This window comes from Dyadobacter jiangsuensis, from assembly GCF_003014695.1.
In the GTDB taxonomy this organism is placed as follows: Bacteria; Bacteroidota; Bacteroidia; order Cytophagales; family Spirosomataceae; genus Dyadobacter; species Dyadobacter jiangsuensis.
Map to the genome: position 1 here is coordinate 144,362 of NZ_PYAS01000003.1, position 15,616 is coordinate 159,977.

Sequence of the window (15,616 nt, forward strand, 5' to 3'; positions counted from 1 at the left end):
TTCAATGCGTAAATTTTACACAAAGAAAATTTTCTTTATCATTGTATCCATATTTTGGATTGATAAAATTCAATTTTTTAGAAAATAATTACCAACTGTCGGCCGAGGCTGACGCTTTTAACATAACAAACCTAATTAACAACAACTGCTTCATGAACAAAACCTCTACACTTTTCTCCCTGCTCTTTTGCGCTACACTCGCTCACGCGCAGGTGCCGGAGGAAAACCGGTTCCGGAAGGTCGTCCTGACGGAGAACCTCAACGAACCACTGGAACTGACGGTACTTCCCGATGAGCGCGTGCTGTTTATCGAGCGGCACGGTACGGTGAAGTTGTACAGTCCTGTGTCTAAAAAGTCGACGGTGATCGCCACCATACCCGTGAGCACGAAGTATAACGATGATTCCGAGGCCGAGGATGGGCTGCTGGGTGTTAATATCGATCCCGATTTTGCCCGCAATCATTGGATATACTTCTACTATTCCCCCGCCGGTAGCACGCCTGAGAACATCCTGGCACGTTACGAACTGAAAGGCAATGCGCTCGACCTTGCTTCCAAAAAGGTGATCCTGCGCATTCCCGTGCAGCGTGATAATTGCTGCCATACCGGCGGCTCGATCGACTGGGATGCGCAGGGTAACCTGTACCTCTCGACCGGCGACAATACCAGTCCGCGCGCATCGGACGGGTATGCGCCTATTGACGAGCGGCCGGGAAGGAGCCCGTTCGACGCGCAAAAGTCGTCGGCGAATACGGCCGATTTACGCGGGAAGATCATTCGCATTCACCCGGAGGCGGATGGTACCTACACAATCCCGCAAGGTAACCTCTTTCCGAAGAATGCTTCGGGGGCATATGATCCGAAAACAAGGCCGGAGATTTACACGATGGGGCACCGCAATCCCTACCGCATTTCGGTGGATAAAAAGAATGGCTACCTGTACTGGGGTGATGTGGGGCCGGATGCGGGCAAGGATTCCACCGGCTTGGGGCCCGCTGCGGAGGATGAGTTCGGGCAGGCGCGAAAGGCGGGAAATTATGGCTGGCCCTATTTCGTGGGCGATAACAAGGCTTACTGGGACTTCAATTTCGAGACGAAGCAGTCAGGAGAGAAGTTCAACCCGGAAAAGCCGGTCAACAACTCACCGAACAATACGGGGCTGACGGAGCTGCCTCCCGCACAGAAGGCGCTGATCTGGTACACTGCTGCGGAGACGAAGCGCTTTCCATTGCTCGGTTCGGGCGGGCGCAGTGCTATGGCCGGGCCGGTGTATTACGCAGACCAGTTCAAAGAAGCAAAGCGGGCGTTTCCTGCCTATTATGACAAGAAGTTGTTCATCTACGAGTGGATGCGTGACTGGATTATGGCTGTAACGCTCAGTCCGAAAGGAGATTATGTAAAAATGGAGCGCTTCCTGCCGAACCTGAAACTGGAACATCCGATCGATATGGCGTTCGGGCCGAATGGCGATTTGTACATCCTCGAATATGGTCGGGGCTGGTTTATGGGTAATCCGGAGTCGAAGCTGGTGCGGATCGAATACAATGGCGGTAACCGTAAACCGGCAGTGGTAGCGTCAGTCGATAAAAAGGCGGGTGCGGTGCCATTCCAGGCGCAGTTCTCGTCGGCGGGCACCGAAGATTTTGATAGAGATTCCTTACAATATCAATGGAAAATTACGTCGGCGAGCGGCGGCGCACCGGTAGTTTTAAATGAGCCAAACCCCGCATATACATTCAAAAAGAAAGGTATTTACAAAGTTTTGCTCACAGTGACCGATTCCAAGGGCCTTAAAGATTCGCAAACGCTGACGGTCCAGGCGGGCAATGAACCGCCCCAGGTTTCGCTGGAACTTACGGGCGGAAACAAGACATTTTTCTTCCCGGACAAACCTATTCATTACAAAGTCGGTGTGTCGGACCATGAGGATGGAAGTTTGGAGAAAAATACGATCGCTGCCTCGAAAGTGAGGATTACCGCCGCATACCAGGATTCCGAGGATAAACAACCGTCCAATGCGGGAGGGCATCAGGAAGCGCCGGTTACTTTCACAGCCGGAAAGACATTGATCGAAAAAAGTGATTGCAAGGCCTGCCATTTCACGGATAAAAAGTCGATAGGCCCTGCATTTAAAGACGTTGCAGCCAAATACCGTGCCGATGCCAATGCGGTGGCGTCGCTTTCAGACAAGATCATCAAAGGCGGCGCGGGCGTTTGGGGCGAGACGGCGATGTCGGCCCACCCGTCGATCGGCTTGCCGGAGGCGGGGCAGATGGTGAAGTATATTCTAAGCCTTGCGAATGAAAAACAAGCGACGCAAATGCTGCCGCCGGCCGGTGAGGTGGTTGCGAAGATCCCCGAGGGCGGCGATGCGGCCAAGGGTATTTACAAATTCATAGCCAGCTACACCGACAAAGGAGCTAACGGAATGCCCGCCCAGACTACGGAGAAAACGCTCGTTTTAAAGAACCCCACGCTACTTTTCGGCAATGCCGACGATGCTTCCAAGAACATTATGCGTTTCAAAATGGGTGAGAATAACCTGCTGATCGTCACACAGCCTAATACCCATGCTATTTTCAAAAGTGTGGATCTGACCGACATTACCGCGTTGGATATGGTAGTCGCCGCACCGAAGGACCAGTTGAATGCGCAAGGCGGCATGGTGGAAGTACACGACGGCTCGCCCGACGGTGCATTGCTCGGGAAAACCGAATGGATACCGCCCACTGACGATGCCAGCGCATTTTCCTCCAAAACCCCACCCAAGCCATTCCGCGTACCTATCTCTCCTCAAAGCGGTGCCCGTGATCTGTATTTTGTTTTTAAAAACGACAATGCCAAAGGGGCTTTGTTTGTCCCGTTCTCGGTCACATTTGTTTCAAAATGATTTCCCATTCTAACTAATCTACTCATGAATCATTCACGTCGTCAATTTTTGGGTCAGCTGGGGTTTGCTTCCGCCGGTTTGGGCCTTGTTTCAATGGATACTTTAATGGCCGCAAAATTTAGTTTTGACATCTCGCTGGCTGAATTTTCGTTCGCGTCCGAGCTTTTCAGCGGAAAGATGACCAATATGGATTTCCCAGCCCGCGCGAAGAATGATTACGACATTACGATATTGGAATATGTCTCCGGTTTTTTCAATAACAAACAGAAGGATCAGGCTTACCTCAATGAATTGAAAAAGCGCTGCGATGACCTTGGGATGAAAAACCACCTCATTATGGTCGATGGCGAGAATCTGACCGCCCTGGACGATGCGGCACGTATGAAGGCCGTCGAGGCGCATTATCCCTGGGTGGATGCGGCCAAATTTCTGGGTTGCTCGGCGATACGCGTTAACCTGGGCGATGCGATGGCCATGCTTTCGGGCAAAAAGGAGGAAGGAACGCCCGCGCAACTTGCTACCGCGGCTGTCGATGGCTATGGCAAGCTGCTTGAATATGCCGGTAAGGCCGGTTTGAATGTGATTGTCGAGAACCACTTCGGCGTTTCTACCGATCCCGACTGGCTGGTAGGCGTGATGAAACAGCTGAAAGCGCCAAACAAGGGATTATTGCCCGATTTTGGAAATTTCTGCGCGGAAAGAAGCAAGCCCGAAACGCTGGATATCAAGGGTTTTATGGCTACCAAATGCGTGAAAGAGCACGATAAATACGATGGTGTGCGTAAAATGATGCCTTATGCCAGAGGTATCAGCGCCAAAACGCACCAGTTCGACGCGAATGGCAATGATCCGGAGACGGATTTCATCAAGATCTTCAAAATCATTAAAGATTCCGGCTGGAACAATGGCATCGTCGGCATTGAATACGAAGGAGGGCTCATGCGCGAAATGGGCGGGGATACGACAAAGCCCACCAACGACGAAGGCATCCGCCAGACGAAGGCGTTGTTGGAGAAGGTGTTGGAGGAGTTGGGGTAGGGGGCCTGCGGCTGACGGCTGACCGCCGACGGCTGACCGCCGACCATGGACCACGGATTTTTTTCGGGTGGTCCGAAGACTATCCGGGACTGTTGCAGCAAAAGATCGGCGGTCAGCGGTCGGCCGTCAAAACTACTTCCTTTTCAAAATAGCGATCTTCGTTTTCCGTATCTGCCGGGTAGCCATCCAGTGAACGTGTTCGTTGTACAGGATCCAGCCGCCGAGCCCGCCGATGACGCTTCCGATCAGGATGTCGACGAAACGGGCAGCAATGAGCCCGGTGGGGCTTACGGACAGGTTGCTGCCCGATTCGGCGAGGAAAATGGTGAGTACCGTGATGAAAATGGCTGCTACCGCGTAGTTCCTGACCACGAGAAATTCAACGATTACCTGCAAAATGATGATGCTCACGCACATCATCAGCGGGGTAGGGTGCATTAAAAGCAGCATCCATGCCACCCCAAGGCCGATTAATGTACCCAGCACGCGCTGCAAGCCCCTTTGCCACACGTGCTGGGTACTCGCGCCCTGCATCACCGCCGCGCACGAGGTAGGAACCCAATAAGGGTTTTCCAGTTTCAGCAAATGGGCGATCAGCAACGAAAATCCGACCATAAACCCGAATGTAGCCGATTCGACCAGGTTCACATATTTGCTTTTCGAATGCGACGGGGCGTCGGTATTGTTCCTGACTACCAACAAGGTGTAACCCAGGCCCAAAAGGCAGGAAATAACGGTTCCGATACCGATATAGCCGATATTGGCAGGGATTTTCTGCCAGTCAAAGGGCATACACAGTGCCACGGACGCAATCATGATAAAGAAGAAATTGCCGGGCGGTCGGTTCATTTTCAGGTAGAACAACGCCAGGTGAACACCCATCGCGAACAGCCCCAGCGCCAAAGCGCCGACGTACGGATTGAACCCGAAAATTGCGCCTACCAGAAATGAAAGCATCATGCCGAACGAGCAGGTCATGAGCGTTACCATCCCGCCCGATATGCTGAAAGTGTGCACGTAAAGGATCACCAGCGCCGACATCGATGCCAGTTTTCCGCCCGCCATCGTACCCGTGAAGTACCCGCCCAGGATCGGGATGCCCACACACAGGCCCGCCAGTACGGGGATGTGCCATTTGCGGTCTGTCTTCTTGAATTCGAATATTTGTCTGATCATATTGGCGTGTGTTGGAGTTTTGAGGATCGTAGCTGTTTGTTGGAAATGGTCAAGTGTGGTCAGGTGTTGTCAGGTGGTCAGAGATAGTCTTTGGTCAAGCTTGGTCGGGGGGCCAGTTGGTGGCGATGGCCTGGATGCCTTCCTGCATTTGTTCTTCCGAAAGCGACGCGTATCCGAGCCGGAACCCATTGGCAAAGCCTTTGTAACAAAATGTGTCGGGTGAAATCAATGCAATGCCTTTTTGTTTCAATACCGCTGCAAGTTCTACCAGATCAACCGGTTGTTTAGGCGTGACCCAGAATGCCAGCCCGCCTTCCGGTTTCGTGAAATCCACTTTATCAGCCAGATATTGCAGGAGCAGTTTCTCAAAGTTATCCCTTTTGGATTTGTAAAGCGACGTAGTCCGTTTCAAATGCCGGCGGATTTCTCCTTCCTGAATGAGTTGAAAAACAGCTTGTTCCATCATATAATCGCCTTGCACGTCGATGATCTTGCGGAGATTGGTGACCTTATCCACCACCGAGACACAGGATGCCAGGTAGCCGATCCGCAGTGCAGGCGCGACAATCTTGCTCATCGTGCCGATGTACACGTAGTTCCGCGCCTGTTCGAGGCTGCTTACGGGCATGACCGGCCGCGGACTGAAATGGAATTCATGGTCGTAATCGTCCTCGATGATCGTGAAACCATGCTCGTTGGACAATGCAACGAGCTCCATGCGCCTCCGCAAGCTGAGCGTGACCGTCGTGGGAAACTGGTGGTGCGGAGTGATGTACACCGCCTTGATGCCGGGGTATTGTTTCAGGTAATCACGGATTTCATCGATCACGATCCCGTGTGCATCCACATTCACGGGCAACAGGCTCGCACCTGCGTGTGTGAAGGCATCCCAGGCTGGCTTGTATCCCGGATTTTCGATCAATACGTGATCTCCTGGTTTCAGCAACGCATGGGCGGTCAGGAACATGGCCATCTGGCTGCCGCGGGTGATGAATACCTGGTCGGCGGAGAGGCGCATGCTCCTTTTGTAGTTCAGCATTTGCGCAATAGCCTCCCGGAATTCGGGATCACCCGCTTCGTGCCGGTAACCCATCATTTGCCAGCGCCCTTTTCGCGCGAAAATCTGCCGGTAAGCCCGCGCCAGCTCGTCGATCGGCGCCAAAGCGCTATCGGGCAGGCCGTCATCGAATACAACCGAAGGCTTCACATCCAACTCTCTGACCACACCTGCCCCCCTGACCAATGACGTCGCAAGAGAAGCCGCCGGTTTCACATCTGCCACGAATATCCCGCGCCGTTCTTTCGACACCAGCCAGCCTTCCGCCGTCAGCACATCCAGCGCCTCAACGATCGTATTGCGATTCACATTGAGTTGCGCTGCGAGTTGGCGGCTGCCGGGCAAAATGCTGCCCGCAACGAGCTTTCCGCTCTGAATGGCGGCAATCACGGCATCGGCAATCTGCATGTAAACAGCCTTTTCCTCCCCGCGGTCGAGCGGTATGACGAGCTCCCAGGGTCTCAACATCTGGACTACTTGTTTTTGTAAATTCTGAACCAGTAAGCTGGTCCAAAGATACGATTGTTTTGTATCGCAATCATGCAGCAACACTCAAAATTCATTGAACCATGGAAGTAACAAAGCAACAATTCAGTTCCAAAGATTTTCACCAGACCTTCGCACGTCCCGTGTATGTGAAGCCCGAAAAACTCATTCACCGCAATGTGGAGCAGGCAGGCGAGCACAGCCAGTTTTCGACCGAAAGAAAGCACCCGGTATTCTTCGTCGACCTGCCTACCAAAAATGTCAGCATGACCGTCGGCGGTCTGCTGCCCGGCCAGCTTACCAATCGTCACCGCCATACCTATGAGACGGTTTTGTACGTGCTCGAAGGAAAGGGCTACACCGAAGTGGAAGGCGAACGCGTGGAATGGCAGGCTGGCGACGCGGTTTACATTCCGAGCTGGGCATGGCACCGTCACCAGAACCTGAGCGACGCCGAGCCCGCCCGCTACCTGGCTTGCGAGAATGCGCCGCAACTTCAAAATCTGGGCGTAGCACTTCGTGAGGAGGAGGGGCGAGACCTTTAAGTAGTTTAATGTATTTGCCTTAAATATTTGAAATACAAATTATTATAAACTGAATGAGCAAATTGAAAACTTTAAGAGGCATCATTGCTTATCCCATTACCCCGTTCGATGCGGAAGAAAAAGTGGATATTCATTTGTTTAAAAAACTTACGGACAGGCTCGTAACATCCGGGTCACATGCCATAGCCCCTCTGGGAAGCACCGGTGTGCTGCCATACCTGAACGACCAGGAGAAAGAAGCTGTCGTTGAAGCGACGGTTGAAGTGGTAGCCGGCCGGGTACCCATCGTGGCAGGTGTCTCCAATCTCACCACCGAACGTACCATTTACCACGCACGCTTCGCCGAAACTGCCGGAGCGGCTGCGGTGATGATCATCCCGATGAGCTACTGGAAACTGACCGACGACGAGATCTTCGCACATTACCGCAAAGTGGCCGAAGCCATTTCTATTCCGATTATGGCCTATAACAACCCGGCCACGGGCGGTATCGACATGTCGCCGGCATTGCTGAAACGCCTGCTTGAAATCCCGAATGTAACGATGATCAAGGAAAGTACGGGCGACGTGCAGCGGATGCATTACCTGCGCCGCGTGCTGGGGGAGGAGGTCGCGTTTTTCAACGGTTCCAATCCGCTGGCCCTTGCAGCGTTCTCTGCTGGTGCTGTGGGCTGGTGCACCGCCGCCCCGAACCTGATCCCGGAGCTGAACCACCGCCTCTACGACGCTATCCTGGCGAACGACCTCGCCGGCGCCCGCGAAGTCTTTGATGCTCAGTCGGAGTTGCTCACTTTTATCACCGCCAACGGATTGCCCCGCACCATTGCCGCCGGGTTACAGATTCAGGGGATTGAGAGCGGTTTGCTCAGGAGTCCGCTGGCGCCGCTGGGTGCGGGTGATTATCTTAAATTGAAATCCTTGTTGGGCGAAGTAGGTTAGTCGGTACTTGGAAAATCAAGGATTTAAACGGGGCGATTTTTCGAAAAATCGCCCCGTTGCACTTTTCCAATTTGTTTAAATGTACCAAACTAAAATTTATATTTAGAAGTCATTTGGTTACAAAAAAAGCATTCTTCCTATGAAGGCATTTGTCAGTATTTTCGTTTTGGTACTCCTTAGCCATTTAGCCTATGCGCAGCAGCCTTCCGAAGATAGGCAGTGGCGATTCGGAATATTGGCGGGCAGTCCGGTTGCAGGGAGAATATATGAGGGCGGCAATACGGAGTGGGCTTCCGGAGTGATTGCCGGGCTTGATTTTAGCTATGATTTTGAAAAGGTAAAATCCAGGGCATCCATTCATTTTCAACCGGCTTTTGTCACGTTTAAAAAGACAGAAGTGACCGGTGAAAAAAATAGCCAGTACTATGTTGAATCACGGTGGAAATGGGAAGCAGTTCATTTGCCTTTGTTTTTCCGGTACACGTTGCCCATGGGTGTGGTGCGGCCGTTTGTAGAATTGGGGGTTAATTTCAGGGTTAGAACCGCCTTTACCCTCTGCGGATCCGGTTCCATGTGTGGCATTGCCGGATGTACCCCGGTGTCTTCCGGCGGAAGTATTCAGAATGTCACCGATAAAGACAAGTTGGGGGTTCTCGCAAGCGCGGGTGTGGAAGTGGACGCTGGAAAATTCACGGTCCCGTTAACTATCCGGCTTGTCGACAGCATCATTAAAAAGAAATACGACGACCTGGCTCCCGGAACGCCTCAACTCAGCGCGAAGACGAAGCTGATCCAGGTGACAGCCGGGATTACTTTCTGACTCATACACCTACAAACGCAATCAAATGCCCGTCCGGGTCGGTGATGTAAAACTCGCTCCCATAAGGCATTTCCCGCAGCGGCTGGACGATTTCAATATCCTTTTTCGAAATTTCTTCGAACAGCATCGCCACATTATCGACGGAAAACAAGAGGTCGAGCTCTTCGTCGTTGCTTTTTTGGGCGCCGCCTCTCGCCGCATTATAGTCCGTTTTTAAATGGATCGAATGTCCGTCCTTTTCGATTCCTGCATAAAAACCTTCGTAAGTAAACGCGAGCGCGAAACCTAGTTGCCGCACATAGAATGCAATAGCATGTTCGAGGTTCGAGACGAGGAGAAGCGGGGTGATTTGATTGATTCTAAAATTCATAATGATATTTTTTATTAATAAAGTATAATATGCTCTGTTCTAATGGAGTAAATATTTACATTTATGTATCAATAGGTTACAACTTAGCCCTGCATCGCCATGAAGCATTTCTTTACCCTGATGATGATCATAACGATGGCCGAAACGGTCGCCTTTGCGCAGTCGTCGATGGAGCCTCGGCGCTGGGAATTTGGCGCGATCCTGGGCACGCAGCTTTCTTTCTCTGTACCAAGGGAGGGCTGGGCGAAGCCGGTAAAGGGTATTGTAACAGGGTTGGACGTCGGGTATCGCTTTCAGGACGCTGCAAAAGGCTGGTCCGTGCATTTGCAACCCTACTTCGCCGGGTCCCGCAGCAAAGGCACGTCCGGTGCTGAAAACACCAATTTCTATTTAAAATTAACGTCGAAACTACGGTCGGTCAACGCGCCCTTATTGGCAAGGTACACTTTCTCCGATGGTAAAATACGGCCGTTTGCCGAGCTGGGAGCGCAATTCATGGTGAGCAGCAGGGGCTCATACAAAATATCAGGCCTGATGTGCCCGGAAGGCGTACCCTGCGACCCGGTCAGCGATGAACAGAGTAATCAGAAAACAGGCGCTCCCCGTGTGACTGCATTGGCAAGTGCCGGTGTAGTGATAGATGCAGGGAAAGTCACTATTCCCATCACGGTTCGCCTGATCGAGAACGTAAAGAAGCTCGAAACTTACAACATCGCGGGCGTAGACTATAAGTTCCCCAAAGCGCGGGTGTTACAACTGACGGCCGGCGTGACTTTCTGACGGCGGTCGGCGGTCAGTTGTCGGCGGTCAATTTGTACCACTTCAAAATTTTCTGCACTTTTTTCGGTTATCCCAACCGTCAAACCGGACATTATAAGATACTGGCAATCATGCCTATGGAATCCTGTCGCTCCGACACAAACAGTATCGAATAATGCAATTTTTTAAAATAATAGATCAATCGACCGCGTGTCCTCCCTTCCTTTCCTGTCTTACTACTAAAAGCCTGTTTTAGAAGTATACCCATTTATTTTTAAAGTTTACCAATGCTTTCATCGCCGGGTTCGGAGTATAATGAGAAGGGTGCTTCCTGGGAAATAGGCGGGGAGAAGTCCAAGGAGGGGCCGGGTGCGGACGGGGTCTCGCCAGACCGGGTCTCGGCCGACCGTGAGCTCTTTATCCGTAAGACATTTGAGCAAAGCCCCGAGGAAGGATGTGCACTGCTTTTCAGGCTGTATTACAGCCCGTTGTGTTCTTATGCTGTGCGTTTTCTGTATTCCAAAGACGCGGCTGCGGACTTGGTTTCCGAAATGTTTTATGCATTCTGGAAAAACCGGTCGTATGAATCGGTGAAGTCGTCGTACAGGGCTTACCTTTTTAAATCGGTGCAGAACAGGGCCTATAACTATCTCGCCAGCGAGTTGAAAAACACCGATTCTTTTGAAGTAATGCCGCATTACGACGTCGCTTCGCCCGAGCGCCCGGAAGCCCTGATGTATTTTGAAGAACTGGCCAGCCGCATCGACCAGCTCGTCGAACAGCTGCCGCCGCAATGCCAGAAGGTATTCATGCTCAACCGGTTTGAAAACAAAAAAATACAGGAGATCGCTGCCGAGATGAACCTGTCGAGCCGGACGGTCGAGGGACATATCAGCAAGGCATTGAGCGCATTACGGCAGGGTTTGAAAGACCATTGGACGTGGCTGCTGGCGTTGTCGTCCCTTTTCTGCTGATCCTGAAACATCCTTAACACTATTCGATATTTAAAATCACTGATATGAACACATTGTCAGTAAACAAAGCACTCCTGTTCCAGTATTTTGCCGGTAATGCAAGCCCGGCTCAAAAGCGGCTGATCGCCGAATGGCTCGCCCATGCCGACCATCAGGAATTGTATTTTGAATGGCTCGCCGAATGGCAATCGCAGTCGCCGCAGTTTCTCCCGGATGGCCAGGAGCGTTACGAGGCTTACGTGCGCTACATGCGTGAGAATGCGAATGCGGAAGCGACGGCCGAAAACAAAGCACAGGGGCAGTTTCCGGTGGTGGAAGGCAGGCGAATCGGGCGTCGCTCGTGGTTAATGGCCGCGGCGTCGGTACTCGTGCTGGGTATGACCGCCTGGCTGGGCCGTGAGCAGATTTTGTACAAAACCTATGCAACCGAGTTTGGCGAGACGCGTTCAGTGGAGCTATCGGACGGTACCAAAGTGATACTGAATGCCAACACGTCGATGAAAGTCCCGCGGTTTGGTTTCGGAGAAGATACCCGCGAGGTAAAGTTGAACGGCGAGGCGTTTTTTAACGTAACCCACACCATTGATAACAAGCGGTTTATGGTTAAAACCGAGGATAATTTCGAAGTAATGGTGCTCGGGACGGAATTTTCGGTGTACACGCGGCGGAAAGGCGGGAAGGTATTGCTGAAAAAAGGCAAAGTGCATGTGCTGTTTTCGGAAGGTAGCCAGAAAAAAGAGCTCGTGATGAAGCCAGGCGACCTGGTTACCATGGCAAAATCCGCTGCCAAACCGATTGTGAAACCCAATGCCGATACGCAGAAGCTGATCGCCTGGACCGGTAACCGCTTCGTTTTCGACAAGACTCCATTGTCGGAAGTAGCCGCCCAGTTGCAGGAGCATTATGGTATCCGGGTGGAAATCAAGGATAACCGGTTTGCCAACCGCACCGTGAGCGGCACATTTCAGCCCGAGAGCGGGGAGGAGCTGCTCACATTGCTTTCCGAACTTTTCGATTTCCGACTGGCACGCGATGGCGAGGCCTACCTGATTTTGCAGAAATAAAGACCTTAATATATCCCTATCCAGATCCCCGTATGAAACAAAGATCATTACTGTCATTTGTTTGCTGTGGCCTGATGCTCACCGCCGCGCCGCCTTTGGACGCCCAGGTGCTGGCCTTCAATGTCCATAAAAACCGCATGCTCCCACCGGAGCAAACCACCAACCAGGTGAAGCTGCTCGACGTGCTTTTGCAACTCAAAAAATATTACAATGCCGATATCCTCTTCGAAGAGAGCCAAATGAGCGGCATTACCGTGCCCGATTTCGTGTTCGACAAGAACCTGTCGGCCGAAAAGAACATGGAAGCATTGCTGAAATCGACGAACCTGACGCTGAAAAAGGTGCGGAAAAACGCATACATGATTTTGCCGCGCAGGATCGAAACTTCGGCTATCGGCAGCCGGCCTTCGACGGGCGCTGTGCAGGTGCTGGCGGGAAGTCGGTCGGTGGTAGCCGAAATCAAAGTCAGCGGAACGGTTACGGATGCGAATGGGGAAGGTTTGCCCGGGGTGAACGTGCTGGTGAAGGGGACGATCAATGGTACCAACACCGACGTGAACGGGAAATATGAGCTGGATGTGCCTTCCGCGGAATCGGTGCTGGTATTTACTTCAATCGGTTTTCAGAAACAGGAAATTGCGGTGGGCCAGCGCTCGGTTGTGGATGTGAAAATGGCGGTGGAAACGCAGACGCTCGATGAAGTAGTGGTGACCGCTTTGGGTATTAAGAAGGAAAAGAAGGCATTGGGTTACGCCATTTCAGAAGTGAAAGGCGAGGACCTCACGCAAGCGCGATCGACCAACATTGCGAACAGCCTCGTGGGTAAGGTTGCAGGCCTGAATATTTCCAGCACGGCTACCGGCCCAAGCGGATCGTCGCGTATAGTGATACGCGGTAACGGCTCCATTTCGGGCAACAACCAGCCTTTGATCATCGTCGATGGTATCCCGATCAACAACGATAACCTCGGATCGGTGGCCATCGGAGCCAACCGGGAAGGCTCCTGGACCGGTTCCGACCGCGGTGACGGTATTTCGAGTCTGAACCCCGACGAAATCGAGAGCATTAGTGTATTGAAAGGTGCTACCGCCGCCGCATTGTACGGTTCGAGGGCTTCAAATGGTGCTATTTTGGTTACGACCAAAGGCGGCAAGGCCGATAAGGGCATCGGCGTGGAAGTGAATAGCAACTTCCTCGCGGAGGATCTTTTGTTTAAATCCTACAAAGATTATCAATACGAATACGGCCTCGGAAGTAATGGTGTTAAACCGACTACCGTAGCCGAAACTGCCACGCGCAACAGCTGGGGCGGACGCCTGGATGGGAGCAATTCGATGAACTACGACGGCGTCGAGCGCCCGTACGTGGCCGCGAAAGATAACCTGCACAAGTTTTACAACGTCGGGACCACATTTACCAACTCGGTGGCATTGACCGGCGCTACCGAAAAGGTAACCTACCGCCTTTCGATGAATGATCTGAACAACAAGGGTGTGCTGCCGAACAACACGCTCCGCCGCAACAACTTTGCCCTGAATACCAATGGTAACCTTGGCAAGCGCATTTCGTTCGTGGCAAATGCGAAATACATCATCGAGAAAAACCACAACCGCCCGCGTGTGAACGACTCGCCCGGGAATGCGAACTTCGCCATGTACGTGCTGCCGACTTCGCTCGATGTGGATGTACTCAAAAATGCCCAGTTCGATGCGAATGGGAACGAAAAGGTATGGTCTGACAACCAGTACACCCAGAACCCGTATTTCGCCACGGAGCAATACCAGCAGGATGATAACAAAAAGCGGGTAATCGCCTCTTTTGAACCGAAATACACGGTTACCGACTGGCTTTATGTGAAAGGCCGCATTGGTTTCGATAATTTCAATTATCGTTACAAGAGTATCGAGCCTTACGGAACGGGCTATGTGCTAAGAGGAAGCTACACGTCGTCACTGCGCGAGTTTACCGAAACCAACAAGGAGCTTCTGGTGGGTGTGAACCGGAAGATCGGGGAGAAGTTTGCATTCAATGGTCTTTTCGGAGGGAATATGATGAAGCAGGTAACGAACCTGAACGAGGTTTCCGCCAACAACAGCTTCAATATCCCGTTTTTCTACGACGTGTCGAACATCGATCCGGCAGCGCGCACCGTCACTGAGGCATACATCGAAAAACGCATTAACTCGGTGTATGGATCGGCGGAGTTTTCGTATAACAATTACCTTTTCGTGACGGCTACCGCCCGCAACGACTGGTTTTCAACGCTGGCGAAGGGCAAAAACAGCATTTTCTATCCATCGTTTGGTGTAAGTTTCGTGGCTTCGGAGGCTTTGAAAATGCCCTCGGCGATCAATTACCTGAAATTCCGCGGATCGTGGGCGCAAGCCGGTGGGGATACCGACCCCTACAATTTGTCGCTGTACTACTCGCTGAGCGGCGCGCATTTGGGCTCTGCATTGGCGCAGATCAACGGTACCCGCGTACCGAATGGCGGTTTGCAGCCATTGACCTCGACGGTGTCGGAATTGGGTTTGGAAGCTAAATTGTTCAATAACCTCTTGAACGTCGATTTTGCTGTGTACGATCGTAAAACGACAGACGATATTGTCAGTGCTACGATCTCGGAGACATCCGGCTATACCAGCGCGTTGTTCAACGTGGGAGCGATCCGCAACCGCGGGATCGAGTTGCTTTTAGGGGCAACTATTGTCAATGGCAAGCAATTTACCTGGGATGCCTCTTTCAATATGGGGTACAATGCGAGCGAGGTGCTGAGCCTTTACGGTGATCTCCAGACGCTGCGTGTAGACCAGTCGCGGCCGGGCTCGGCATTCATTCACCAGGACGTGGGCAAGCCTTACAGCCAGATCAAGGGCTACGATTTTAAACGCGATGCAAACGGTAGTATCGTGTATAATTCGCAGGGATTGGCTATGGCGGGAGATATCAAGACCTTCGGCTCAGGCGTGTCGCCTTACACATTGGGTTTGAATAATACATTTAACTACAAGGGCATCAGTCTGAGCGTGTTGGTGGATGGTAAGTTCGGCGGATACATTTATTCCGGTACCAATGCATTGGCTTACCGTTTTGGTCTGCATGAGGCTACGCTCGTGGGCCGCGAGGGCGGCGTTACGGGCGTGGGCGTGACCGAAAGCGGCGAACCCAACACCGCCAAAGCGCCTGCGCAGGCGTATTACAGCAACTGGTACTCGGCCATTGCCACGCCATTTGTGTATAAATCAGACTTTATCAAACTCCGCCAGATCATCCTTCAATACTCGATTCCAAGCCGCTACCTGGGCAAGCTGCCATTCAAAGGCGCTTCGGTTTCGATTGTGGGACGCAACCTGGCCGTGCTGATGAAGAAAGTGCCGGTCATCGACCCGGAAGCGACTTACAACAACGGCAACGCGCAGGGTGTAGAGTTTGCCGGAACGCCGCCGACGCGCTCTTATGGTGTTAACCTGAACCTGAAATTCTGATCCTTCAAAAAGA

Annotated in this window: 12 protein-coding genes; 9 read left to right on the forward strand and 3 right to left on the reverse strand. The window is 52.1% G+C overall.

What is annotated here, in order from left to right:
* The first annotated feature begins 152 nt into the window (after positions 1–152).
* Positions 153–2,891: a PQQ-dependent sugar dehydrogenase gene (locus CLV60_RS06695; protein WP_106594944.1), complete on the forward strand. Its 2,739-nt coding sequence runs from the start codon at positions 153–155 to the stop codon at positions 2,889–2,891.
* Positions 2,892–2,915: 24 nt separating this feature from the next.
* Positions 2,916–3,929, forward strand: coding sequence for a sugar phosphate isomerase/epimerase family protein (locus CLV60_RS06700; protein ID WP_106594606.1), 1,014 nt, complete (start codon positions 2,916–2,918; stop codon positions 3,927–3,929).
* A 132-nt stretch (positions 3,930–4,061) separates the two neighbouring features.
* On the opposite strand, the gene CLV60_RS06705 is transcribed toward CLV60_RS06700, so the two are convergent.
* Together CLV60_RS06705 and pdxR are read right to left on the reverse strand one after the other, a co-directional pair.
* Positions 4,062–5,105, reverse strand: coding sequence for an FUSC family protein (locus CLV60_RS06705; protein ID WP_106594607.1), 1,044 nt, complete (start codon positions 5,103–5,105; stop codon positions 4,062–4,064).
* 94 nt (positions 5,106–5,199) lie between these two features.
* The gene (gene pdxR, locus CLV60_RS06710) at positions 5,200–6,630 is read right to left on the reverse strand and encodes a MocR-like pyridoxine biosynthesis transcription factor PdxR (protein ID WP_106594608.1); all 1,431 of its coding nucleotides are present in this window, start codon (positions 6,628–6,630) and stop codon (positions 5,200–5,202) included.
* A 101-nt stretch (positions 6,631–6,731) separates the two neighbouring features.
* Here pdxR and CLV60_RS06715 point away from each other — a divergent pair, with 101 nt between their 5' ends.
* From CLV60_RS06715 to CLV60_RS06725, 3 genes are all read left to right on the forward strand, one after another.
* Positions 6,732–7,193 carry a cupin domain-containing protein gene (locus tag CLV60_RS06715; protein WP_106594609.1) on the forward strand — a complete coding sequence of 154 codons (462 nt, stop codon included), beginning with the start codon at positions 6,732–6,734 and terminating at the stop codon, positions 7,191–7,193.
* A 53-nt stretch (positions 7,194–7,246) separates the two neighbouring features.
* Positions 7,247–8,131 (forward strand): dihydrodipicolinate synthase family protein, encoded by an 885-nt coding sequence (locus CLV60_RS06720; protein WP_106594610.1) that lies wholly within the window; start codon positions 7,247–7,249, stop codon positions 8,129–8,131.
* A gap of 139 nt (positions 8,132–8,270) precedes the next feature.
* A complete protein-coding gene (locus tag CLV60_RS06725) occupies positions 8,271–8,951 on the forward strand; it encodes an outer membrane beta-barrel protein (protein WP_106594611.1) in 681 nt (226 codons plus the stop codon).
* Position 8,952: 1 nt separating this feature from the next.
* On the opposite strand, the gene CLV60_RS06730 is transcribed toward CLV60_RS06725, so the two are convergent.
* Positions 8,953–9,321 carry a VOC family protein gene (locus CLV60_RS06730; RefSeq protein ID WP_106594612.1) on the reverse strand — a complete coding sequence of 123 codons (369 nt, stop codon included), beginning with the start codon at positions 9,319–9,321 and terminating at the stop codon, positions 8,953–8,955.
* A 99-nt stretch (positions 9,322–9,420) separates the two neighbouring features.
* Between CLV60_RS06730 and CLV60_RS06735 the strand changes: the two genes are divergently transcribed.
* The 4 genes from CLV60_RS06735 to CLV60_RS06750 all read left to right on the forward strand — a co-directional run bounded on the left by CLV60_RS06735 (position 9,421) and on the right by CLV60_RS06750 (position 15,603).
* Positions 9,421–10,101 carry an outer membrane beta-barrel protein gene (locus CLV60_RS06735; protein ID WP_106594613.1) on the forward strand — a complete coding sequence of 227 codons (681 nt, stop codon included), beginning with the start codon at positions 9,421–9,423 and terminating at the stop codon, positions 10,099–10,101.
* Between the two features lie 266 nt (positions 10,102–10,367).
* Positions 10,368–11,054, forward strand: coding sequence for an RNA polymerase sigma-70 factor (locus tag CLV60_RS06740; RefSeq protein ID WP_106594614.1), 687 nt, complete (start codon positions 10,368–10,370; stop codon positions 11,052–11,054).
* Between the two features lie 44 nt (positions 11,055–11,098).
* A complete protein-coding gene (locus CLV60_RS06745) occupies positions 11,099–12,118 on the forward strand; it encodes a FecR family protein (protein ID WP_106594615.1) in 1,020 nt (339 codons plus the stop codon).
* Positions 12,119–12,150: 32 nt separating this feature from the next.
* On the forward strand, positions 12,151–15,603 hold the full coding sequence (locus CLV60_RS06750; RefSeq protein ID WP_229210850.1) for a SusC/RagA family TonB-linked outer membrane protein: 3,453 nt from the start codon (positions 12,151–12,153) through the stop codon (positions 15,601–15,603).
* Positions 15,604–15,616 lie beyond the last annotated feature (13 nt).

Coding starts and splice junctions, on each gene's coding strand:
- CLV60_RS06705 (WP_106594607.1), bottom strand. CDS start 5,105: ATGATCAGACAAATATTCGAATTCAAGAAGACAGACCGCAAATGGCAC.
- CLV60_RS06740 (WP_106594614.1), top strand. CDS start 10,368: ATGCTTTCATCGCCGGGTTCGGAGTATAATGAGAAGGGTGCTTCCTGG.
- CLV60_RS06695 (WP_106594944.1), top strand. CDS start 153: ATGAACAAAACCTCTACACTTTTCTCCCTGCTCTTTTGCGCTACACTC.
- CLV60_RS06725 (WP_106594611.1), top strand. CDS start 8,271: ATGAAGGCATTTGTCAGTATTTTCGTTTTGGTACTCCTTAGCCATTTA.
- CLV60_RS06700 (WP_106594606.1), top strand. CDS start 2,916: ATGAATCATTCACGTCGTCAATTTTTGGGTCAGCTGGGGTTTGCTTCC.
- CLV60_RS06720 (WP_106594610.1), top strand. CDS start 7,247: ATGAGCAAATTGAAAACTTTAAGAGGCATCATTGCTTATCCCATTACC.
- CLV60_RS06715 (WP_106594609.1), top strand. CDS start 6,732: ATGGAAGTAACAAAGCAACAATTCAGTTCCAAAGATTTTCACCAGACC.
- CLV60_RS06750 (WP_229210850.1), top strand. CDS start 12,151: ATGAAACAAAGATCATTACTGTCATTTGTTTGCTGTGGCCTGATGCTC.
- pdxR (WP_106594608.1), bottom strand. CDS start 6,630: ATGTTGAGACCCTGGGAGCTCGTCATACCGCTCGACCGCGGGGAGGAA.
- CLV60_RS06745 (WP_106594615.1), top strand. CDS start 11,099: ATGAACACATTGTCAGTAAACAAAGCACTCCTGTTCCAGTATTTTGCC.
- CLV60_RS06735 (WP_106594613.1), top strand. CDS start 9,421: ATGAAGCATTTCTTTACCCTGATGATGATCATAACGATGGCCGAAACG.
- CLV60_RS06730 (WP_106594612.1), bottom strand. CDS start 9,321: ATGAATTTTAGAATCAATCAAATCACCCCGCTTCTCCTCGTCTCGAAC.